We start from the raw sequence: 23,017 nt of genomic DNA, 5'->3' as shown, positions 1-23,017 counted from the left end.
CCTTACTGATCTTTTCTCCAGACCATTTTGTTGACTACATTAACATATCCCTGAATGATCCTTACGACTTTCATTGATACTGTTTCGTCCACATAGTCAGGACACGGCTTGCCGAGAACGCCTTTCTGCTTCATTTCGATAGCCATATCTGTAGCATTGAGCAGCTCTTTTGTTGTAATTCCTGCAAGGATAAAGTCCCCTGCTTCAAGTGCTTCAGGGCGCTCAGTAGAAGTGCGGATACAAACTGCTGCGATAGGGTGACCTATTGAAAGGTAGAAGCTGCTCTCCTCAGGAAGCGTGCCTGAGTCTGAAACGATAGCAAGGGCATTCATTTGCAAACAGTTATAGTCATTGAATCCCAGCGGCTCGTTTACTCTTACTCTAGGGTCGAGCTTAAAGCCGCTCTTTTCAAGTCTATGCTTTGAACGCGGGTGGCAGGAATACAATATTGGCATATCGTACTTTTCAGCCAGTGCGTTTATTGCAGTAAACAGACTTGTAAAGTTCTTTTCTGTGTCGATATTCTCCTCTCTGTGTGCAGAAAGAAGAATATACTTATCCTTTTCAAGACCCATACGTTCAAGAACGTCAGAAGCCTGAATTTTATCCAGATTACCACGAAGGACTTCCGCCATAGGCGAGCCTGTCATATATGTTCTTTCCTTTGGAAGTCCGGTATCAGCGAGATACTTTCTTGCAAACTCGGAATAGCAAAGATTTACGTCAGAGATAACGTCGACTATTCTTCTGTTTGTTTCCTCCGGGAGGCACTCATCCTTACATCTGTTTCCTGCTTCCATATGGAAAAGCGGGATATGAAGTCTTTTAGCGGAGATAGCTGACAGACAGCTGTTTGTATCTCCAAGGACAAGATATGCGTCAGGCTGCAATTCTGAAAGCAGTTCATAGCTTCTGCCGAGAATATTTCCGCAGGTAACGCCCAGATTATCCCCTACTACAGGAACAAGAATATCAGGACCGAACTCGCCGAAAGTGTTTTTCAGCTCGAAATCCTCCCAGAAAACTGTACTGAGGTTACGGTCCCAGTTCTGATTGTAATACACAACGCAGGTATCAAAATACTCACGGCATCTTCTTATTACAGCCGCCAGGCGAATGATCTCAGGGCGGGTGCCGCAGCCGATCATTACCTTTGTTCTGCCGTCATTTTTCCATTTAAAATTATGTTCCATATACTTTCCTCCCGAGGTCAGACACGACCTTTGGTAAAATCATTTATTCACAGGATACTGTCTAAGCTGCACAACTTCTCCGGCTTCTATCTTACTCAACGCTGCGATCCTATTTTCGCCTTTTACTATTGCTCCAAGGCAGATATGACAGCCCTGTTCGATCACACAGCCATGGTCTACGATGGCGCCCAGATTGATGATACAGCCACGTTTCACTGTCACATCTGTATTGATAACAGCTTTCGGAAGCACCACAACGCCCTTTTCGATAGATGCGGTAGGACTTACATAAGCGGTAGGATGCACAACAGTGGCAAGTATGCCGTCTGCTCTAGTTATTTTATCGCACCAAGACAAGCGAAACTCGTTATTTCCAAAGGCAGGAATAAATTCCGTATCGTCAGCAATATATTTAGTAAAAGAATCAAGCGTGCGGTCGGCAAATCTATCGTCCAGCATAGCTATCACATCATAACCCAGCTGTTCTGAAACGTCCTTTACAGTATTTGCATATCCACCCGCACCGAGGATAACCAACTTCTTTGACATATCAATCCTCAGCCAATCTCTCCTGGATATATGCAAGCTTAAGCATTTTTTCCTTTATTTCTTCCTTATTAAGGAGCTTTGTATTATTACTATTGAACTCAGTAAGAGTATTTCTATCTGCATCGCCGTCTCTAAAGAACTTATCATAGTTCAGGCCTCTATTATCGGCAGGGACACGATAGAAGCCGCCAAGGTCGATAGCCTTTGCGCACTCCTCATTGGTAAGAAGTGTTTCGTACATTTTCTCGCCATGGCGGATACCAATGACTTTGATATCCTCTTTTTTGCCGCCAAACATTTCAGTAACGGCTTCAGCCTGAAGACCGATAGAGCAAGCGGGGGCTTTCATGATAAACAGGTCGCCGTTTTCACCGTTCTCAAAAGCATAGAGTACAAGGTCGACAGCTTCTTCAAGTGACATAATGAAACGAGTCATATTAGGCTCTGTTACAGTAATAGGGTTGCCTGCTTTGATCTGGTCGATCCACAGAGGGATAACAGATCCACGGGAGCACATTACGTTACCATAACGAGTACAGCAGATTTTAGTTTTTCCGCTATATCTGCTTTTAGCGATAGCGACGCTTTCTTCAAGAGATTTTGACTTACCCATGGCATTGATAGGGTAGGCTGCTTTATCAGTTGAAAGGCATATTACTGCTTCAACGCCCTCCTCGATAGCGGCTGTCAGGACGTTATCCGTACCGATAATATTAGTTTTTACGGCCTCCATTGGGAAAAACTCACAAGATGGGACCTGTTTGAGTGCAGCCGCATGGAATATGTAATCTACGCCGTGCATAGCGTCCTTACAGGACTGCAAATTCCTTACGTCGCCGATGTAGAACTTGATCTTGTCCGCTACCTCAGGCATTTTCGCCTGATACTCATGACGCATATCGTCCTGCTTTTTCTCGTCTCTCGAAAATATTCTGATCTCTCCGATATCTGTTTCCAGAAATCTGTTTAATACTGCGTTTCCAAATGATCCCGTGCCTCCGGTTATCATTAGGGTTTTGTTTGTAAAAAGTGACATACTCATCTTAAACCTTTCTTCTTAACAATTTGTTCCTTTCTTCTGAGTTTAGCCCTAAAAGCAATGTTACCACAGCATATATTCCTACAATCACTACGCCCTTTGCCGCCAAAACAAGCCATCCTCCATTTGGCAATAAAGAATTCATTAAGAATCCAAGCACAATTGTAGTGATAATTGGGATACCCATTCGGAAATAGCAATTTATAACAAAACTTGCCATATCAATTTTTAACACTCTCTTATAAATAAAGAGCAAAACCACCGCCCGTAACATATAAGCGATTGAAATAGATATGCAAGCACCAATTACTTCGAAATAGGATGATAGAATGATAGACAATAAAACATTGACCATTCCCATTCCTAAGTTTACCCATGCTTGTAAGTTCACTTTTTTTCTTACAATCATAGCCGTGTTGGCAATTTGCATGGAATTAAAGAAAAGTCCCGGTATGATAACAAGCAAAATACCATAATAAGCATCCAAGTATGTCGGTCCCATCCACAGGTTTATGAATTCTTTCCCGACAACTGCAAATCCTGCTACAATAAGACCGTTGATGGCGTATTGAAATTTACCGACGCTTAACATCAGCGACATTAATTCGTCTTTTTCTCCGCCGCGTTCATATATTCTTGAGATTTTCGGCATAAACATACCGTTTATGGCTGTTGTAATTGTATAAGTATATCCTTCAATAGTTGTTACAATTCCAAACAATGCAATTGCAGCACTGCTTGCCACAGTACCCAGTATAGAAGGCGTAATATTAAATACAAGTCTCTGTGCCAAAGACGAGATTGTAACCCATATGGAAAAACCGAAAATGTCTTTGTAGAGTGAAAAGTCAGAGTATTTCCAATTAATCTTCAGAGTTATTTGTTTTTTGATAACTATCCATTTATAAGCAATAACAATGAGACCGACTATGGCATGTACTGCTACCAGTCCATATAAACCGCAACCGAAAAGAAGAGTAATTACAGTAAGAGCGACCAGCAGTATTCGATATATCACATCAGCTAACTTGAGAGGAATAAACTGTTCATAGGAATTCAAAATCCCGTTAAATGTCACAAAAGGAAAGTTAATTACGGCAAACGATGCAGATATTAAATAAACGACCTTGAATTTCTCAAGTTCCGCCAGTGTCAGTTTTACATATACGCTATCAATGCAAAAATAAATAATTAGAAGTGCAACAAAAATGACGGCATCTATAATCAAATACAGCTTATAAACGGCACCGAGAAAATTATTAACCTTATCTTGCCGTCCTTCAGCTCGATATTTTGCAACATAGCGGCTAACTGCTGAACTCAATCCAAAATCTACTAAAAACAGAGTGATAAGTGAATTGGCGAGTGTATATAAACCGTAATCGCTTTTTCCGATTGTATCTACCATCCAAGGGGTGTAAAGCAAACCCGCAATTATATTGATACCAATAGATAGATAGGATAGAATTGCACCTATTTTGATTTGATCGCGACTATTTATCCGCATTGATTTCACCTACCAAGCCAATGCTTGATTTTTCTCAAAGTACACTTAATCGCATTACCGCTTACACATCTGTATACCAAATTGTGATAATCCATATCGCAAGCGCAGAAATCCGGGTGTTTAAGAGGAAAATCAAATTCATGCGTCGGCATAAACAGCATATTCTTGTATTTTATATATTTTGTTGTTTTAACATTTTGGGCATGCGTAGAATCAACACCTGCACCAATGTTACATATTTGATTTACCCTCGGAACGATTGCCAGCATATTTTGAGTATACTCTGCAAATCCCCACTGTGTATCCCAGTACGAAAGCTTTTCTCCGTTTTTAGCAGCATTATTTGCCTTAATTAATGATGTTATTCTAATGTCGGCTACATAATCGTTTCCGACCTGTTGTTTATATAACTTTAAACGATATTCATCGTTTATTCCTTTTACACTATAGTCATAGAAACGGCTCCAAGCTCTTTTCCAAGTTGCCCAGCCCCAAATCGCTGCCGATTTGGAGAAGAAATAATCATAATTGCCGCAGTCCCATGTCTCAAAATGATTAAGACCGCTTATGTAAGCAATACGGTCATCGTCTTTGTATCTCTCCAGCAATTCCTCACAATACGGGAAAAAGGTAGGTGACGGAACACAGTCGTCTTCCAAAATAATTACACTTTCAAATCTTTCAAGTGCAAAATCAATTGCACTTTTCGGGCGTACACCGCAACCGAGATTCACCTCGGAATACTCTCGGATTACATTACATTCCCAATCGATATTCTCTACTACCTTTCGGCAAGCTTCAATACCCGGAATATCACTCTTATTTCTCGGACCGTCTTGTGCCAATATCAAAGTTTTCGGTTTTGCTTCTCTTACTTTCTCAAAAACCTGTTTAAAACTGTCAGGTCGATTGAAGAATATCATCAATATAGGTACGCTACATGAATAACTCATAGTTAGTCTAATCTCCTAAACTTTATTTATCCAAACAGATAGTTCCCGAACCACCGGACACGTAGAACGTATCGCCAACTACCATATTTCCCATATCACTTACCATAAACAGTGCCCAATTTGCAATTTCCGCAGGAGTGCTCATACGTCCTGTTGGATTTCCTGTCCAGGCAATATCGCTTGTATCGTTCTTTCCGAGCATTGGTGTAGATACAGGACCGGGAGCAATGCTGTTTACAACAATTCCGTGCTTAATCAGTTTATCTGCAAATCCCAAAGTTAATGCCCTAACGCCGTTTTTGGAAATCTCATATGGTGTCCATCCGGGCTTTGCAGAAGATGCTGAACCGACAATCAGCATATGACCTTTTATATGGTTTTCTATCATATAATTTGAAATCTCTTGGCATAAAAAATAAACTGATTTGAGATTTATATTCATGACAGTATCCCAAACCTGTTCGGTAACACTTCCGAACATATCGTGACAATGAACACCTGCACCGTGGACAAAAATATCAATTTTTCCTAACAGTTCGACAGCTTCATCAACAAGAAGCTTTATTTCTTCGTTGTGAGAAATATCGGCAACAACATAGTGCGCCATTTCTGTTCCGATGTCATGGCAAACATTTTGCAATTTTGCTTCATTCATTCCGGTTACCACAACCCTGCAACCATTCTCAACAAATGTTTTTGCAATTTCGGAACCGATTCCGCCACTCCCCCCGATAATCAAAGCCGTTTTGCCGTTTAGCAAGTCGCCTTTGAAAACCGGAATTTCAACAGATGATATTTTAGGATGTGGGAACAGGTTGTTTTTGATCTTTTTCAAAAGGCTTTTCATAATATTACCCCTTTATGACCTTTAAAATGTTTTTGACTTTTTGAACGTTTTTGCCGCCAAGTACACTTCGTGCAATCTTCTTTGCTAATGTTGATTTAATCTTCACCGCATTATCTGCGTAAAACTTTTGAGTAATCTTTGCATCTTGTTCCATATCAGTTAAGACCTCAAGGAACATCGGAGCATCCGATTTCTCACCAAACTTCCCGATAACGGCATCCAATTCCTCGGCATTTGAAACGCAATAATATTCATAACCCAAAGAAGTTGCCCAGCCTGCCGCAACATTTACATGTTCGGCGGAGATATAATCGTTAAGTGAGGGAATTTTGTCTTTTCCCATTATGAAATGGAATTCTGAGCCCCCACCATTATTCAAAAGAATAATCCTAACATTCGGACCAATACTCCTGAGTCCTGCGGCGTTCATATCATAAAAGAAGCTCAAGTCGCCTACAATCAAAAATGCCAGTTCGTCTGTGGATGCCGCCTGACCTGCAAATGTAGATACACAACCATCAATTCCAAGCGCACCAACATTGCTGTATGTGCGAATACCCTTTGCAAGTTTGTAATACTGCATTATGCGTGTACTGTTCAGAATTGCAAGATGGAGAATTGAATTCTCAGGGATTATCTCAGAAATCTTTTTCGCAACGTGTAAATTGGAAAACTCAAATTCAGGAATAGTAATTTTCGAGAGCTCCTCTTCCCATGCTGCTCTATATGTTGCGTTGTTAGTGCTGTTTGCAGGGAAGAAGCTCAATATTTTACGAAGAAAATCTTCAAGTTTCATGTCAAATACAGCTGTTAAGCACTTATAAGCGTCTCGAATTTCGGTACTTTCGGATATTTGCCAATTGCAGATCTGTTTGCAATGTCGTCTTAAATAAGGTCTTAGATTGTATGCGGAGAGATTATCTCCGATAGACACAACAATTTCAGGAACAAGCTTTTCAAGAGAGCTTCCGCCGTTGATTTCCGAAACGGGATATGTATGTATACAACCTTCGCAATCCAAATTCGACAAATGCTCAACAGAATACACGCAATTACATTTTTTATGCAGCTCTTCGAGTAACGAAACTATCCCGGGAGTGAAAGTAACACCTTGCCCCATAACAAACAAAACTCTTTTTGCCGAAACAAGCTTTTGGGCATATTTATTCCATATTTCATCGTCATCAAGCCATTCGACAACATTTATTTTTCTCTCAGGAGGAAGAGTTTTATCATCGTACAAATCTGTTCTTCCTACAATCGGAACATTAATCTGTACCGGTCCACGACCGTGATGTGTAAGTGCAAGCAGAGCTTCATTTACAAGACGGTTGCACAGCCATTCGTCTTCAGAATTCTGAACAACCGGAAGGTCAACGCTCTTTTTTACAACGCCATCAAAAATGTGTGTCTGCTCAATTTTTTGTATCTCGAGTTGTCCTTGATAATAAGGATTTTTATCTGCGGTTATTGCAAGTACCGGAACGCTTTGATAAAACGCTTCGGTAATACCGGGAAGATAGTTACAAACTGCAGTTCCCGATGTACACACACATGCAACGGGTACATTTTTTTGCAGTGCAACACCCATTGCAAAATATGCCGCACTTCTCTCATCTACTACGGAAAAACACGTAAAGTATTCATCCGTTTCAATAGAATGAATTAATGGAATATCGCTACCTCCGGGAGAAAGTACTACATCTTTAATCTTGTATTGCTTAAGAAGATCAACCAGTATCTGTACATTTCTAAAACTTGAATTCATTATTTTACATCCTCCATATGATGATTTTCATTTTCGAAGACATATTTCAGTTTGTTATAATATTCTTCTTCAAAGTACGGTTGCATTATGTGATCTCGTTCTTCGTTATATAAACGCTCGGCAATTTCAAACGCATCCTCCAAAGAATCTGCTAAATATACATAATCGTCATATACGCCTCGGAACCATTCTGCGCCAGTCACTACCTTATGATCTGTTGACTTAATTATAATGACAGGCGTTCCAGCCACAAGTGAAAAAATCGTACCATGATACCTATCAGTTATCAGCAACTTATATGTGGAATATCGTTCAATTTCGGACATTATATATGCTTCTGCATTTTTAACAATTTCAGAATGTGAAATCTTTTTTGTAGTATCAGTTTTGTCAACCTTTGCAAACTTCTCACATCTTTTAATTAATTCGGCTATTTTTTCATCATCATAGTACTTTTCACTATCATCTCTGCAACAGAACAATATTCCGTTTCGTTCATTTTCGTATTTGTATTGACCAATGAGTGTAGTTACAATATCTGGATACAAGCAAATGGGCAAATCAGGAAACATTTCTTCTGCCATACCAAAAGAAACACGGTCTCTTGCTAAAAACAACATATTTTCAGCACTGTTGTATACAAAAGAGGTGTTTTTCTTTCGTTCTTCATTTTGAAAAAAGATTGTTTGAGGCATCATTAGAATTTTTGCTTGCGGAAAGTTCTTAATGATAGCACAGTGCATTTCATCAGCATGTCCACCGAGATCAGTCGTTGTATATCCGCTTTGAAAAACAATGACATCATCTGAAAACACTTTTTTAAGATACTTTAATGCGCTGAATCTCGTATTAACAAGTGCATTGGTTTCTATTTCAACAACTCTTCTGTCAGCATAGTTTTTTTTCAACCAGCGTCTTATACAAACACCCTGAGCTAAGTCTCCGAGATTGTTATGCGCCGGAATACCTATATAGTAAACTCTCTTTTCTCCCACGCCGCTCAAAATATTACTCTTGGTTTGACAATAAAGCTTGACCTGAGCAGGAATATTGTATATAGATTTTGCAATTCTGTACACACCAACAACCGCATTTCCAAAGATTCTATTGTTTTTGATTGTATTCTTTATTTCTTGTTTCATAATTTTCTCCAGAACTTACCACTGCCAAAAAAATGTATATGGAATTAAAATAGAATAAGATGCTTTATAGAAAGCAATGCCAAAGCACAATAGTACCGCAGCTGTATTTATTAATAATTTTATTTTCGGCTCTTTTACAGATGCAATACTGTTAGACAACACCATCATTTGTCCGAATGCAAAATAATGGCTAATCCTTTCCGCAATGCCATTCACTGAATTTCTAAGTAACATCGCAACTGCTGCAACAATAGCAGAATAAACAAACAATGCATAATGCTCATCGGACATATCCTTAAATAACAATCCGAATAATATGATAACAGCATATATTAAAATAGCAACAATTCCACCACTTTCGGACGCAGAATTCAGATCATAATTTTCGTTCATTGCAACATTTAATATGTTGAATGCATAAGGCAATAATTGCATACCAACAAACGTTAGTACGGCAAATATTCCCATTTGAATAGTATTTAGCTTAAATTTACTCAAAAAGTACACCAATATAAAAACAAGTGCACTGGCATGAAACAGACATGCAATTGCCACCAGCAAAATAAATTTGATAAAATGCTTTTTTTTGCATTGTTCATAGGCAAAAAGGCAGATAGACATCGCTATTGCTTGGCGCAATCCCTGCACCATAAAGTTGAATAGCCCCAGGCAGTTAAAAACCATCAAAGATATAACCGGATTTTTACTGTTGCGATAAGTAAACAAACATACCGAGAGTGAAAAAAACACGCCCGAGAAAATCAACAACCATTGTCCACCCGAAAAAAGATGTGATAAAAACCATACAATTATTTGATATCCATACTCCAAATCGACTCTTTGTAATATTCCAGGCAAATCGCTCCAAGATACTCTTGACATCATTCTCCAGTTGCTGTAATAAAAAGCAGTGTCACCGGAGCCGACTCCCTTATATCGAAGTCCGATCATGAGAGCCATAATTATTCCACAAATGATAATATAGTTTTTCTTTCTCCTGTCATCGTAATTGATTGATTTTGTGTTGATTATATTCATGAGTATCCACACAATAACAGGGGACATTACATACAATAAATATATAGCCACTATTCTCTTTATCTCCTTTGAAGCAAATCATCGTATAAATCAACATATTCGCGATACTTATGTGTGGCATCAAACTTTTTTGAACGATACAAACAATCGTCAGGCTTGATTCTACTATCTTCAAGAATACATAGGATTGCGTTTTTAATTTTGGAAAAATCCCCGTATTCAACGACAAAGCCGGTGTTTTCGTCGATTATCTCAGGACTTCCACCGGTCTTGAATGTTACAACAGGGGTTCCACAAGCCAATGCTTCAATATTTACAGTAGGGAAGTTTTCTTCCCGCGTTGAATTCACGAACACGTCTGCCGCAGTATATATCTCTGCAAGTTCTGTCCGGTTATGTGTTCTGTGAATGGAGAGAATAGATTCCGGAAGTATTTTTTCAACATCTTCGTCGGTGCCGACCAAAATCACTTTGTAGTTATTGTCCAATGTTTTTGCAAGCTCAATAAATACATCTAATCCCTTTCGATCATTCCAACCGGATGCAACACCTAACACAATTTTTTTATCTTGCAAACTATATTTCTCACGGAAATCGCTCTCTGTCGGTTTGAAAATATCGAGATTAATTCCGTTGTTTATAACCTTTACATCGTACTCGCTCAAAAATGATTGCTTTACCAAATCGCATAGCCATTTCGATGGAGTTACAATCGTCATGTGCTTGACACCGGTAAACCATTCTTTTTTTAATTGCCACATTTTATCGGTTCTATCTACAAAAGTGTAAGGATAAAGCCTATATCTCGGGCAATCATAGCACCCCGTTTTCCACTTTTCACATTTTTCCATTGTAAAATGCGAGCACTGCGCCGTAAATCCCCAACAATCGTGGAGTGTCCAAACAGTTCTGATGTTATTTTTCTTGATGTAATCAAACAACATCGGCAAATTGATATACCAACCATGCAAGTTATGTAAATGTAAAATATCCGGATGAATTGCATCAATTTGTTTTAAAAGTTCTTTTGTACCCGATTTAGAGCCCTTACCACTTATACCACTAAAAACACTAACGCCACGGTGAAATAAATTTTCAAATTTTGTTCCAAAAAATTGATGTCCGTTTGGAGCAGCACCCGGCTTTTTTTCTGAAAACGTATATGCTTCTCCACCGCAAGAACGAACCAAATCAGCGATGCTAAGCATAATTGTTCCCGTGCTGCCACGAAATCCACTATTTATTTCTACAACTTTCATATACTTCACACCGCCTCTAACCGTATTAAAAAATCACTTTACATATATTTTTCTATACACATATCTCGCAACATTTCTAATTGTTCCCAAAACAGAATAACAAGCCGCATTTATTGGGTATTTTACTGCGTATGTAAATCCACCAACTTTGTTCTTGAGATAAGTGGTTTTCACATAGTTCGCCGCAGGCTTACATTTTCTTCTAACAAGTGAATAGTACATTTTTTCATTGTTTTCGACCGTACTGTATTCACTATTTTTGTTCATGGTATCAGCTATCCAAATGAACAGTTCATTCATTTCTCTATTAAACAAATCGACTTTCGTTTTTCCTACTTGTTTACCATGTGATCGGTTTTTCACCAAAATATCGTCAGTCAAGCAGTAAAACTCGTATCCCGCAAACAAAAGACGATACCAATATTCCACATCGGAAACGGTTCGAATGCTTTCGTTAAATCCTCCAACATCTGCTATGCAAGTGGTAGGCAAGAGAAACGAACAACCAGACAAGCGATAATTGGACATATTATCCAAAATAGTATCAATCGGCTTTTCATGCTTCGGGACACCCTTATAACTCGGTATCTTGATTACCTTGCCGTCTTTGTCAATCGACTCGGTTGCCGTGCGAACTGTAATTTTTCTGATGTCCAAATTCGGATTTTCATCGATCAATTCATTAATAAACGCAATCTGCTTTTCAATTTTTTCGGGATAATATAAATCATCATGAGAAAGCCACGAAAACCATTCCCCGGTCATTTTTTCAAAAGCAAAATTCAATACGGAGGATACCCCTCCGTTCTCTTTTAAATAATAGCGAACTTTATCACCATATGACAATGCAATTTTTTCGCTTGCACCATCATCTGTTGAGCCATCGTTTACTACAAGAATTTCACAATTTTTATAGGTTTGCGCAAGTGCAGCATCAACTGCCTCGGCAAGGAAATTACTTCCGTTGTAAACGGGTATAATAATCGAAACTTTTGGTTCGTATTTCATATCAGCGCTCCTCATTAAGTCGATTCCTTAAAATAGTCGACGAAATTCCATCTGTATGATCCAAATACACGATTTCGACTCCAACAGGAGAGAATTCCTCTTCAAATTTTGCCCACTGCGGCGTCCCCTTCCAATCAGAACCGACAAACATCTTATTAAAATGATATTTTTCCCATGCTGCAAATTTATTTTTATCAGTTTGAGGTACAACTTTATCTACATATCGAATAGCCTCTACGATTGCACAACGTTCTTCAAATGGGATAATTGGTGTTTTATTTTTATCATGCTGAACCAATTCATCTGTACTCACTCCAACGATCAAGTAATCACATTGTTCTTTGGCCCGCTTTAAAATATTCAAATGTCCCATGTGAAACATATCATAAACTCCTGTTGTATATCCGATTACCATTTATTTATTCTCCTTGCCAGTAGCTTTCATTTTTGCTTGAGCTTCAATCTCGAAATTTGAAGCATTTTTACAATACAACACACAAATTGCAACAAAAGATAAAACATAATATGCCGTATAACATAGAAGCATAATATCAAAAGTATTAGTAAACAATGCTACAAACAACCAAGGCATAAATAATCCAGCTACTCCAAAGTTCTTATCAATCTGCTCTCTTATGTAAGCAAAACTCTTTTTATCTTCCGTATCTTTCAGGGTAATTTCATCAAGCTCACCGAGTATTTTTTTAGCCGCAAAATAGCAGTTAAGGTATTTCTGGTGAACCAATCGCATATATACATTGGCTACCGCCCCTACTGCTCCGATCAAAATCAGCCAAACACGATATTCTTCAGACACCAAAAAAGATGTATGATATGCCGCAACACCAAGAGCAATCGTAGTAAATGAAAACGGCCCGTATCCTGCAACTGCATCATAAAAATCGCCCATAAACGTTTTCACCTTTTTCACACGGGCAATATTTCCATCCACACAGTCCAGTACCAACCAAAAATTTGTCAAAATAACGCCAGCAAACATGCACCCAAAATTATTGAAGCAAAGTAGCACGGCAGCAAAGAAAATAACAACCCATGACAACACGGAAACCATGTTTGCTGTCCACCCTGCATTGATAAACAAATATGTTACAGGAAAAGAGGCTTTTCTAACCCATAATTGAACCCACAACGAGCTTCTGCTGTTTTTCTTTTTTGTCAGCGAAGATGTTATATCCTTAAATGTGTACTTCATTATCTGCCTTCTCCTTTATATGTACCGTTGGCTTGGGAGCTGTAACAATGGCATATGGCGGAACGTCAAAAGACACTACAGCATTTGCACCAATAATTGCTCCCTCTCCAATTTCACATTTTCCTACAACTTTTGCACCTGGATAAATAAATACATTGTCATGTATTATTGGAGCATTCTCTTTTCCTCTACCATCGTCACCTATAGTGACCTGATGAAAAATGCGAACTTCTTTTCCAATCTTTGCATATGGCGTCACGATAATACCATATAGTCCATGTGGAAAATGTGAGATTCCATCAAACACTGCACCAAATCCAATATTGGTTCCCATACTCGCATTATTGAATGCGTCCATTTTTTTAATTCTATATAGATAATAGATACCAATATTTTATTACCTTATTCAATACTCCCCCCGAATTCTCGGAAATCACAAATTCTCTCATTCTCCAATACTTTGATGGATTATATTGCTGTACAATTCCCATCAAAATCTTTACATATTTATTTTTGTAATCCAGTCCCTTAGTACATTCTCCGTATTTACCGTAAAATCTCATCGTATATATCCCACATAACCCTTAAAGCATTATTCAGTTCAAATGGCTTCACAGCCTCTATACACTTCGTCTTCATGCTCTCACGCAGTTTGGAATCGCTTGCCAGTCTGTCTATCGCTTTTGCAAATCCCTCAACATCATCTGGATCACAAGCATAACCTGTTTCTCCATCAATAACGTAGTCGAGTATTCCATGAACATTCGATGACACAAGTGGCACACCCGCTGCCATTGCCTCAATGCCAGCTAAGCCTAATCCTTCAATTTTAGATGGAAATGCACTTATGTCCGCAGTATTGCATAGTTCTGGAATATCTTGTCGAAATCCAAGAAAGATAACTTTATCCTCTACACCAACTTCACATGCAATCTTTTTCAAATGATCTTTCAAAGGTCCTTTCCCACAAATAACATAGTATATATTAGGATTCTTAATCTTGCCCAATGCTCGAATAATAACTTCATGATTTTTTCTCTCGATCATTTCCCCTACAGACAAAATCATCACTGCTTTGCTAGGCACCCCTATAGATTCCTTATAAATATCTTTTTCTACTGAGGTATTCTTAATTTTATTTATATCTACTCCCACACCTGGTATATAACGAACATTCGGTGCATGGAATGTTTTTGCACGGTTATAATCCTCTTTATTAATTGTTATAATATAGTCACAAAATCTAGAGCAAAACTTTTCTACAGGATAATAAATCATCCAATTTTTTTTAGAAGAAGCATTATGAAAATGAAAACCATGGCATGTATACATGACAACTGACCCATTCTTTCGAGCATCACGTGCAGCCAATCTTGTCATAATTGATACAGTTGGCGTATGACAATGAATTAACATAAAACGGTTCTTATTGATAATAGTTTTCAGTTGTTTATAAGCAGAGATATTATCTTTTCCCCATGGATTTCTGGCAAAATGAATATTATGAAGAATAAACCCTTCTTTTTTTAACTTTGCAATATACTCTCTAGTCCTTGTTTCATCTGTATCGTCCATATAATCAAAATTACATGCAACATGCACTTCACAATTCAAGTTATTCTTTAAATATTCCAAATTTTCTTTATTGAACCACTCAATAAATGATACGACGCTAGCAACAACGAGAACTTTTTTTTTATTTTCACTTTCCAACGTTTCACTTCCATTCAAAATACTTTTCGCCTGCTTCTGCTTCGCTTCATACTCCACCTCAGCTACCTTCTCAGTCCTCAGCAACCAATCCCCAAAATCCTCAGCGGTCGCCATATCGTCCTGAGTGATACCCTCTTGCTTTATAAAAGCTTTCTTCACAGTATCGACTATGATCTTGACATCACCTGCAAAGCTTACATTCTGAATGTATTTTCTATCCCATTCAAGCTTTTCTTCCCATGAAATGCCGTTGCGTCCATTTACCTGAGCCAATCCAGACAACCCTGGCTTAGCAGTATGTCTTGCTCGTTGCTCTTTCGTCATAAAGGTCATATCTCTGACTAATTGTGGACGTGGACCAATTACAGACATTGTACCATTTAGAATATTAAATGCCTCCGGAAGTTCGTCAAGACTTGTATTTCTCAGCCACTTGCCAAACTTAGTGAGCCTTACATCATCAGGAAGAAGCTCGCCATTTTCGTCACGTTCATCAGTCATGGTACGGAACTTGTACATTTTAAATACAGTTTCCTTACCATCTTTACCGATCAGACCAGGACGATCCTGAGTAAATAGAACCGGACTTCCCAATTTCAGTTTAACAAGCGCTGCAACGCCCAAATATAGCGGAGAAAAAACAACTATAGCAGCCGTAGCGCAGGCTATATCGAGTATTCTCTTGCCATACTTCTCATAGAAGCCCATTTTTCTTTTTTCAATAGGCTCTATCAAATCTGCTTCATATGTAGTTTTCTCAGCTTTTTTCTTCATAACATGAGCCGCAATTGCAGTAACACCTACAACAGCACCCGTAAGCAAAGCAAATTTCTTACTCTTTTTCAAACTGCCTCTCCTTACTCAAAACAACTCCTGATAACCCGAATAATTCTCTCCTGCTGTTCCTCAGTCATCTTATTATCGCTAGGCAGGCAAGCGCCTCTGTCAAAGATATCAGCGCCTACATCTTCTGCACCGCCTGCAATATAAGCATTTGTGCGGCATCTGATACTGCCGTTGCGTCCAACGCACTCGTGCATTCTGTACATAGGCTGCATGTGCATTGGCTTCCATATTGGTCTTCCCTCTGCATTTATGCTCGCAATCGCTTCCAAAATTTCAGTAGGACAGGTCTTGCCAGCTTCTTTGATGTACAAAGCCTCGCTGTCATTTCTAACCTGCTTGCACATTGCGTCTTTATCTATGATAAGTGCAGACAGCCAATAATTCGGCTCTGTTCCCTCAACGATAGGATTCATTTTAACGGGAAGTCCTTTAAGGCCCTCTTTGTATCTCTCGTATATTGCTTTTTTCTGCGCAATATGCTCCTCAAGATGCGGATACTGACCACGAACGACTCCTGCAATAACATTTGACATACGATAGTTGTACCCGACCTCTTCATGCTGATACCATGGAGCATTCTCACGAGCCTGCGTTGACCACTTACGAGCCCTGTTTGCATCTTCAAGGCTGTTCGTCAGCAAACATCCGCCGCTAGAACCTGTTATTATCTTATTGCCATTGTAGCTTACAGCACTGTAATCGCCAAAGCTTCCGCACTGTCTGCCGTCAATTGTAGCACCCATAGCCTCGGCAGCGTCCTCGATCAAAAGCGCACCATGCTTCTCGCATATTCTCTTGATCTCGTCCATTCTTCCAGGAAAACCGTATAACTCAGCGCTTACTACCAGCTTGACTTCAGGATACATCTCAAAAGCCTTTTCAAGCGCCACAGGATCCATGTTCCAAGTATCTCTGTCAGTGTCGATAAAAACAGGGATACCGCCCTCGTAAACAACTGGGTTGAGAGTAGCGTCAAAGGTCATGTCGCTGCAAAAAACTCTCCTGCCCTCAAGAGCGCCATGAGATATCGCAGGCTTGCCATAAAGCCTCTCGCCAGCAAGCTTACAGCACAAGTGAAGCGCAGCCGTGCAGCATGAAAGACCAACAGCATACTTGACTTCAGACTTCTCCGCCGCTATCTTCTCGACCTCATTTATATTCTTACCGACTGTAGACATCCAGTTGGTATTATAAGCCTCAGTAACATATTCAAGCTCCTCACCATGCATTGTAGGTGACGCAAGCCATACTTTTTGTTTAAAGGGTTCTATTTTTCCCATTATTTTTTCCCTCTTCCATATTTACTTCATATAAGTAACCATAATTACACTTATTCACGTTAATAATTTTATCACAAAATTTTAATCTAGTCAAGTATTTACCCCATGCTTATGTATATTTTTTCAAGAATCGTACATTTTCAGTGTAATATACAATGCTAACCATTTACAAAAAGCTCAGTTTGTGCAATTTTATACTAAGCTGACAGCTATAATTTTCTTCATTTAAAATTGTTAAATCATGAAACGTTTTGAAAAATATTTTTACCACAAGATTTTTGATGCAGACAAAAGCTGACTTGATTTTTATCTGCATTTTACACGGCTTTTATTGATTATCAGGCAAAACCAGCATATAATCATAATAGTAATTATGGCGAAGCATGAGAAATATGATTGGAGCGGTGTTTATGATAGTAAAAATTTTCTGTGCGGTTTTGGTAACCCTTGGAGTGAGCGTTGCAATTGTTCTAGGCGGTCTGATAGTGTTGGCTTCTTGTGTTAGTGGCAGAAAAAAGCCTGCTGGTGACAATACCGCTGATGACGAAGATCCTTTTATGTACACAAATTGTATGCAGGGATTTTACCTATAACTTTTTCTACCCTGCCAAGCTTTTTAAATAGTATACTCATCAAGTGGAGAGTGCTTTGCTCATAAGCATTCTCCACTTTTTGTATACCATTTTTTATTCTATCACTCGACCCCCAAAAACTATTGACACAGCCCGAAACTTGTGCTATACTCTCAACAAAATCAAATGACACTACACACAGAAAGGGCGTTTTATAATGACTGAAAAAGAAAAAATGCTTGCGGGCAAGATATATGACCCCTCCGACAAGGAGCTTGCAGAATTGAGGACAAAGGCTCACAAGCTTTCACAGCAGTACAGCAGTTTGTATGAAGATGATGAGAGAAGAAACGCTATCCTTGATGAGCTTCTGCCCGACCATGGCGAGGGATTTTTTCTACAAGGTCCTGTGTATTTTGACTATGGCGTTTTCACAAAGTTCGGCTCAGGCTGCTATGCTAACTTCAATCTGACAGTGCTTGACACCTGCCCTGTGACGATTGGCGACAACGTGTTTTTCGGTCCCAACTGCACCATTGCCACACCTGTTCACCCATTCAGATGGCAGGAGCGTAACATGAAGAAAAAGTCTGACGGCACTGTTTATGATGATGAATACGGCAAGCCTATCACAATACACTCCAACTGCTGGATAGCGAGCAATGTTGTCATCACAGGCGGAGTTACCATAGGCGAGGGCTGTGTTATCGGTGCAGGAAGCGTTGTCACCCGTGACATACCGCCAAATTCTCTTGCGGCAGGAAATCCATGCAGAGTTATCCGTGAGATAACGGAAGAGGATTCTATCAAGTACAAAGCAGAACTTTTCTAGGCACACAAAAATACCCCTGACCAGAAAATGATCAGGGGTATTTTTATCGTCTGTCGGATCATTGAGTATAGACCCATTTTTTATCGGACCACGCTCCGTTATAAGTCTTTCCGCCTTTGACAGTGTAGCTTCTTACACGGACGTAATATTTTTGATATCTTGCAAGCCCCGAAACTGTCCTTTTATCGGTGCGGTTGTTTGTTACCTTTACGCTTTTTTCTCCCTTAAAGTCGGAACGCTGTGAATATGATATTTCATATCCCGTGGCAGAACCTTTCTGTGCATAATCTATAAAGAAGCCTGCATATGTACCATAGAGCTTCTGTATCACCTGCTTTGCAGGATAGATAGCAAAGCTTTTGGTGATAACTCCGCCGTAAATGCCCTTGCCTGTGATAGTCACCTTTGCGGTGCCGACCTTTGTGTTTGCAGAATATTTCACAGTGTAGTCTGTGCCGTTTTTAAGGGTCTTTGAGCCGTATTTTACTGTGATCTTCTGCGTTATCGCCTTGCCGGTAAAGCTTTTTGAAGAAATACCGCTGACCTTTGCGTTTGCAAAATTAGTCTTTGCCGTTACAATGCTTTTAGCGTCTGACCAATTGCCGTAATAGGTCTTTCCGCCCTTGACAGTATAAGAACGAACTCTTACATAATATGTCTTTGAAGCCCCTAATCCAAGTACCGTCATCTTATCCGTCTTGTTGTTGGTGGATCTGTATGTGGAAGCATCTGAAAAATCAGATCTTGTGCCATACTGGACCTCATAGCCTGTTGCAGATCCTTTCTGCACAAAATCCACAAAAAAGCCCTTGTATCTTGTTTCAAGCACCTGTATCTGCTGTTTTGCAGGATTTATAACAAAGGAAACGGTCTGCTTGCCATTATAATTGCCGTAAAATTCAACTGTTATCTTGCCCGTGCCAACATTCACGTTAGAGGAATACATCACCATATAATCAATATAACGCTCTAGGGTCTTATTGCCGTCCTTTATAAGCACATCAGGTGTTATCTCCTTGCCGGTGAACGACAGTGGTGTAGCATAATAAAGCTTGAACTTGGAAGCGTCCTTTGGCTGGATAGTAAAGCTTTTTGCAACAGAGCCTCTGTATTCGCCTTTTCCAACAAAGGTCATTTTTGCAGGTCCTGCGTTAAGATTGGTCTTATAATAAACAGTGTAATCCACGCCCTCTTTAAGCTCTTTGCCCTCATAGGTGAGCTTTACGTCAGGCTGTTCAATATTCTTTCCTGTGTATGTGAAGCTGTTCTTGAAGCCTGATATCTCACAGTCTGCAATGAGCTTGCTGTCAGAATACTCCGCTGTGACAGTCATATCCTCTGTGACGTTTTTATAGTCCTTGTCCCAACCTGTAAAACGCAGACCCTTTATAGCAGGGGCTTTCGGAGCTTTTGCAGACTTACCATATTCCACTGTCTGCTGACTTATCACCTTGCCGTCCTTATCCACAAACGTAACGTTATATGTATAAAGCTTCCATGCGGCATAAAGGGTCTTTGCACCGCCTGAATATGAGATGCTTTCTATTCTTTCACCTGAAAGTGCAGCGTTATCATACCAGCCTGCAAAGTCTGCACCCTCTTTTGTCGGCTCGGAAAGCGTCACGCTTTCGCCCTCGCTGAGATATTCCGGATTGCCTGTGCTGTTCGTGCCGCCATTTAAAACATAGTCGACAGTGACAAATTTTGCTTCAACAAGCTTTGCCTTTACTGTGCTGTCAGCAGTATAAACTGTGTTCGCATCGACAGCAATGCCGTTCTTGTACCATTTAAGAGCATAACCGCTTTGCACTTTGACAGCAGGATATTTTACCTTGCCGTCCTTATCAGTGCAGGCATAATGCTTGCCGTCAGGGGCTTCAAATGTTATCTTGAGGGAAGACTGCTCCCCAGGACGAGTTAGCCTTGCTTTGCCGCCTGCCATTGTCCACCTGCCGCTGTCTGTCTGCTTTCCGCCAATGGTATTCAGCGAATAAGCTGCAGAACTTGTAACGTTAGACAAAGCCGTTTTCTTTACCTTGCTGTCAGAAAAGTTGCCGTTATACCAGCAATCGGCAGATTGCTGTCCATAATAAAAAGCGTCATTATCAATGCTGCCCACCATAGCTTTAGCATTTGAACTGCTTGACTTTGCAAGGTCTGAAGCACACTCTGTCAGGGTCAGACCACCTGCTTTGCCCACGATTCCGCCTGTGGAACTTGTACCCTTGACAGTTCCGCTGAACGTACAGCGTTGTATAGATACCGCATCAAATTCACCAACGATCCCGCCTGCGTACTTACCGCTGACAGTTATTTTCTCAGCACTAAGATCTCTTATCTGCGCTCTGTCCTCAGCATAGCCGAACAGACCTGCATAAGAATTGTTTTGGATAACAGCGTTTTTCAGAACGTGTCCGTTGCCGTCAAAATATCCGCAAAAAGGCTTTGAAGCCGTTCCTACTGCCGATATCTTTGCACCACCGAAGTCGATGTCTTTTTCAAGCACCACACGCTTCCCTGCAAAGCTTTCACCGCCTGATACACGCTTTGCGAAGTTTTTCCAATCCGTCGCTGTCTTTATAACAAGGCTTTGTTCCTTTATCTCTTTCGCCTTTGCCTTTATAAGAAGCTTGGCATTGGTGATATCGTTCTTTGATGCGTTTTCGTCTGCAATAACTTTCTTGCCGTTGTTGACCTCACGTTCATAACCGCTCTGCTTTTCATACTTTGCCACAAGTGTTTCAAGCTCGCTTTTATCAGACTTATCTATATCATCGGTATAGGCAAATATTATAGGCTGACCAGTATAAGCGTCCTTGTCGGTAACGTCCGTCCAACTGTCACCGTCATTGGAAATATACGCCTGACCAGGCTTCATGACCCCGTCTGAATAGCCATAAACGGTCACATAGCCTGAGCCGTCATCTCCGCTGAATGTCATCACGACAGAATATCTTTCGCCCTCGTCAAGCTCAACATCAGGGATATCCACAGTATAAAAGCCGTCGCTCTGCACCTTTCCGCTGACCTCACATTCAAGTATCCCCACAGGAGTGCTGTCTGAAACAGAAGTGTAGACCTGCACGGTGTAGTCAGACTTTCCAGTGCAGCCAAGATACATAAAGCCCACTTTGTCAAGAAGCTCGTCTTTTTTTGCTGTAAAAACATCAGCACCGCTCATTTTATTTTCATTGCTAACATAAAATATAGAATTATCCTTATTAGCAGGATAATGGTAATTATTATCACAGCTTTCAGTGAGGTCGAATGCCACCCAATCGGTCATTTCTGCCTCTTCATAGGATATCCAGTAATAGCCGTCTGTGCCACTGGATACTCCCCAAGAGCCTTTCACAAGCCATGCCCCGTTTTTCTTTGGCTGATAGCCTGCAAGGAAATTTGACTTGCTGTAATTATCGTCCCAGCCCACTACGCTTACGGCATGATTTATTCCACTATATTTTGTAGTTTCCGGATCGTAATAGCTTTTGTTATCAAAGGTCATATACAGGTCGTCTGCATAATAGCTCACCATTACGCTGCCAAGCTCTTTTATCTTGTTTTTAATGGCGTTTCGTCCGCCTGTGATAGTGGAAGCGTAATTAAGCTGATATTCGCAAACTCCCTTTTTCTCCTCAGATACGATAGTGGCTTCCGTTGCGTCAGACACGAAAGGCTCATATTCATCATAGCAAAGTCCCCTATGGGCCGCCATTGCAAGGGACGAATCCATCCACGTTCCGCCGCAATCCCATATTGACTCGTCAAATCCGCCGTTAGCATATGTAGAAAGGACAAGGCTCGGCACAGAAAACTGCACGTTTTGATTTTCAAGCCCCTTTTGAATAAGATTGCTCTCTGTGCAGGAAAGTGCCGCAAACGCCCAGCAAGTGCCTGTCTGGAACTGGTTTTTGATAGTCGTCAGCGTATTCTTAGATCTGGGGTCATATTTCGCAGGCAGCGAAGCCGTTGCCTTTTGTGCGTAAGCTGAAACCCAGTCGTCCGTATCGACCAAATCTTCATCAGCGATCTCCGATTTTTCCAGACCTTCCTTTTCGTAGCCATAACCATTATCAGTAAAAATTATCCTGCCCATCTTAAATTTCGGGCTGTCATTATCTCCGCCATGCTCCATATCCGCAAAAGCTGCGCAAGGAAACTGCACTGACAATAACGCCGCCGTCAAAATGGCGGCACATTTATAGATCACCTTCATAAAGATCTCCTTTCTGCTTTTCTGTTATTTAGTTGCACAAAG

General features: G+C 40.2%; 19 protein-coding genes. 2 read left to right on the top strand and 17 right to left on the bottom strand.

Annotation, left to right across the window (positions count from 1 at the left end; all coding sequences use genetic code 11):
* Positions 1–2: 2 nt before the first annotated feature.
* From DWW81_RS00835 to DWW81_RS00755, 16 genes are all read right to left on the bottom strand, one after another.
* Positions 3–1,193: a UDP-N-acetyl glucosamine 2-epimerase gene (locus DWW81_RS00835; RefSeq protein WP_022286574.1), complete on the bottom strand. Its 1,191-nt coding sequence runs from the start codon at positions 1,191–1,193 to the stop codon at positions 3–5.
* Between the two features lie 39 nt (positions 1,194–1,232).
* Positions 1,233–1,742: a hypothetical protein gene (locus tag DWW81_RS00830; RefSeq protein WP_117896307.1), complete on the bottom strand. Its 510-nt coding sequence runs from the start codon at positions 1,740–1,742 to the stop codon at positions 1,233–1,235.
* A 1-nt stretch (position 1,743) separates the two neighbouring features.
* Entirely contained in the window at positions 1,744–2,751 is a 1,008-nt protein-coding gene (locus DWW81_RS00825; protein WP_347502999.1) for a polysaccharide biosynthesis protein, read from the bottom strand.
* Positions 2,752–2,785: 34 nt separating this feature from the next.
* Entirely contained in the window at positions 2,786–4,288 is a 1,503-nt protein-coding gene (locus DWW81_RS00820; RefSeq protein WP_117896305.1) for an oligosaccharide flippase family protein, read from the bottom strand.
* Between the two features lie 5 nt (positions 4,289–4,293).
* On the bottom strand, positions 4,294–5,241 hold the full coding sequence (locus tag DWW81_RS00815; RefSeq protein ID WP_117896303.1) for a glycosyltransferase family 2 protein: 948 nt from the start codon (positions 5,239–5,241) through the stop codon (positions 4,294–4,296).
* 22 nt (positions 5,242–5,263) lie between these two features.
* On the bottom strand, positions 5,264–6,088 hold the full coding sequence (locus DWW81_RS00810) for an SDR family oxidoreductase (RefSeq protein ID WP_117858295.1): 825 nt from the start codon (positions 6,086–6,088) through the stop codon (positions 5,264–5,266).
* A gap of 4 nt (positions 6,089–6,092) precedes the next feature.
* Positions 6,093–7,856 carry a 2-succinyl-5-enolpyruvyl-6-hydroxy-3-cyclohexene-1-carboxylic-acid synthase gene (gene menD, locus DWW81_RS00805; RefSeq protein ID WP_117858297.1) on the bottom strand — a complete coding sequence of 588 codons (1,764 nt, stop codon included), beginning with the start codon at positions 7,854–7,856 and terminating at the stop codon, positions 6,093–6,095.
* Complete coding sequence (locus DWW81_RS00800) at positions 7,856–8,998, bottom strand: polysaccharide pyruvyl transferase family protein (RefSeq protein WP_117896301.1); 1,143 nt, start codon at positions 8,996–8,998, stop codon at positions 7,856–7,858. The genes menD and DWW81_RS00800 overlap by 1 nt, the downstream gene beginning before the upstream one ends.
* A 15-nt stretch (positions 8,999–9,013) precedes the next feature.
* On the bottom strand, positions 9,014–10,036 hold the full coding sequence (locus DWW81_RS00795; protein ID WP_181982933.1) for an EpsG family protein: 1,023 nt from the start codon (positions 10,034–10,036) through the stop codon (positions 9,014–9,016).
* 59 nt (positions 10,037–10,095) lie between these two features.
* Positions 10,096–11,295 (bottom strand): glycosyltransferase, encoded by a 1,200-nt coding sequence (locus DWW81_RS00790; RefSeq protein WP_117858304.1) that lies wholly within the window; start codon positions 11,293–11,295, stop codon positions 10,096–10,098.
* A gap of 33 nt (positions 11,296–11,328) precedes the next feature.
* Positions 11,329–12,303: a glycosyltransferase gene (locus DWW81_RS00785; protein WP_181982628.1), complete on the bottom strand. Its 975-nt coding sequence runs from the start codon at positions 12,301–12,303 to the stop codon at positions 11,329–11,331.
* Position 12,304: 1 nt separating this feature from the next.
* Positions 12,305–12,718: an adenylyltransferase/cytidyltransferase family protein gene (locus tag DWW81_RS00780; protein WP_117896295.1), complete on the bottom strand. Its 414-nt coding sequence runs from the start codon at positions 12,716–12,718 to the stop codon at positions 12,305–12,307.
* Positions 12,719–13,516 (bottom strand): CDP-alcohol phosphatidyltransferase family protein, encoded by a 798-nt coding sequence (locus DWW81_RS00775; RefSeq protein WP_117896293.1) that lies wholly within the window; start codon positions 13,514–13,516, stop codon positions 12,719–12,721. It lies immediately after the preceding gene.
* Complete coding sequence (locus DWW81_RS00770) at positions 13,500–13,850, bottom strand: serine acetyltransferase (protein ID WP_181984640.1); 351 nt, start codon at positions 13,848–13,850, stop codon at positions 13,500–13,502. Before DWW81_RS00770 ends, DWW81_RS00775 begins: the two co-directional genes overlap by 17 nt.
* A gap of 212 nt (positions 13,851–14,062) precedes the next feature.
* Positions 14,063–16,075: a sugar transferase gene (locus tag DWW81_RS13670; protein WP_117896287.1), complete on the bottom strand. Its 2,013-nt coding sequence runs from the start codon at positions 16,073–16,075 to the stop codon at positions 14,063–14,065.
* 11 nt (positions 16,076–16,086) lie between these two features.
* Positions 16,087–17,355 carry a DegT/DnrJ/EryC1/StrS family aminotransferase gene (locus DWW81_RS00755; protein WP_181982627.1) on the bottom strand — a complete coding sequence of 423 codons (1,269 nt, stop codon included), beginning with the start codon at positions 17,353–17,355 and terminating at the stop codon, positions 16,087–16,089.
* A 410-nt stretch (positions 17,356–17,765) separates the two neighbouring features.
* On the opposite strand from DWW81_RS00755, the gene DWW81_RS00750 reads away from it, so the two are divergent.
* Both DWW81_RS00750 and DWW81_RS00745 read left to right on the top strand, forming a co-directional pair.
* Positions 17,766–17,948 carry a hypothetical protein gene (locus DWW81_RS00750; protein ID WP_117896285.1) on the top strand — a complete coding sequence of 61 codons (183 nt, stop codon included), beginning with the start codon at positions 17,766–17,768 and terminating at the stop codon, positions 17,946–17,948.
* 196 nt (positions 17,949–18,144) lie between these two features.
* Positions 18,145–18,759, top strand: coding sequence for a sugar O-acetyltransferase (locus DWW81_RS00745; RefSeq protein ID WP_117896283.1), 615 nt, complete (start codon positions 18,145–18,147; stop codon positions 18,757–18,759).
* 58 nt (positions 18,760–18,817) lie between these two features.
* Here the strand turns inward: DWW81_RS00745 and DWW81_RS00740 are convergent, their stop codons facing one another.
* Positions 18,818–22,975, bottom strand: coding sequence for a C1 family peptidase (locus DWW81_RS00740; protein WP_117896281.1), 4,158 nt, complete (start codon positions 22,973–22,975; stop codon positions 18,818–18,820).
* Positions 22,976–23,017 lie beyond the last annotated feature (42 nt).

This window comes from Ruminococcus sp. AF17-1AC (assembly GCF_003461385.1).
GTDB classification, from domain to species: domain Bacteria; phylum Bacillota; class Clostridia; order Oscillospirales; family Ruminococcaceae; genus Hominimerdicola; species Hominimerdicola aceti.
Note: the sequence above shows the minus strand (reverse complement) of the source record. Positions and strands in the feature narration are given on the sequence as shown.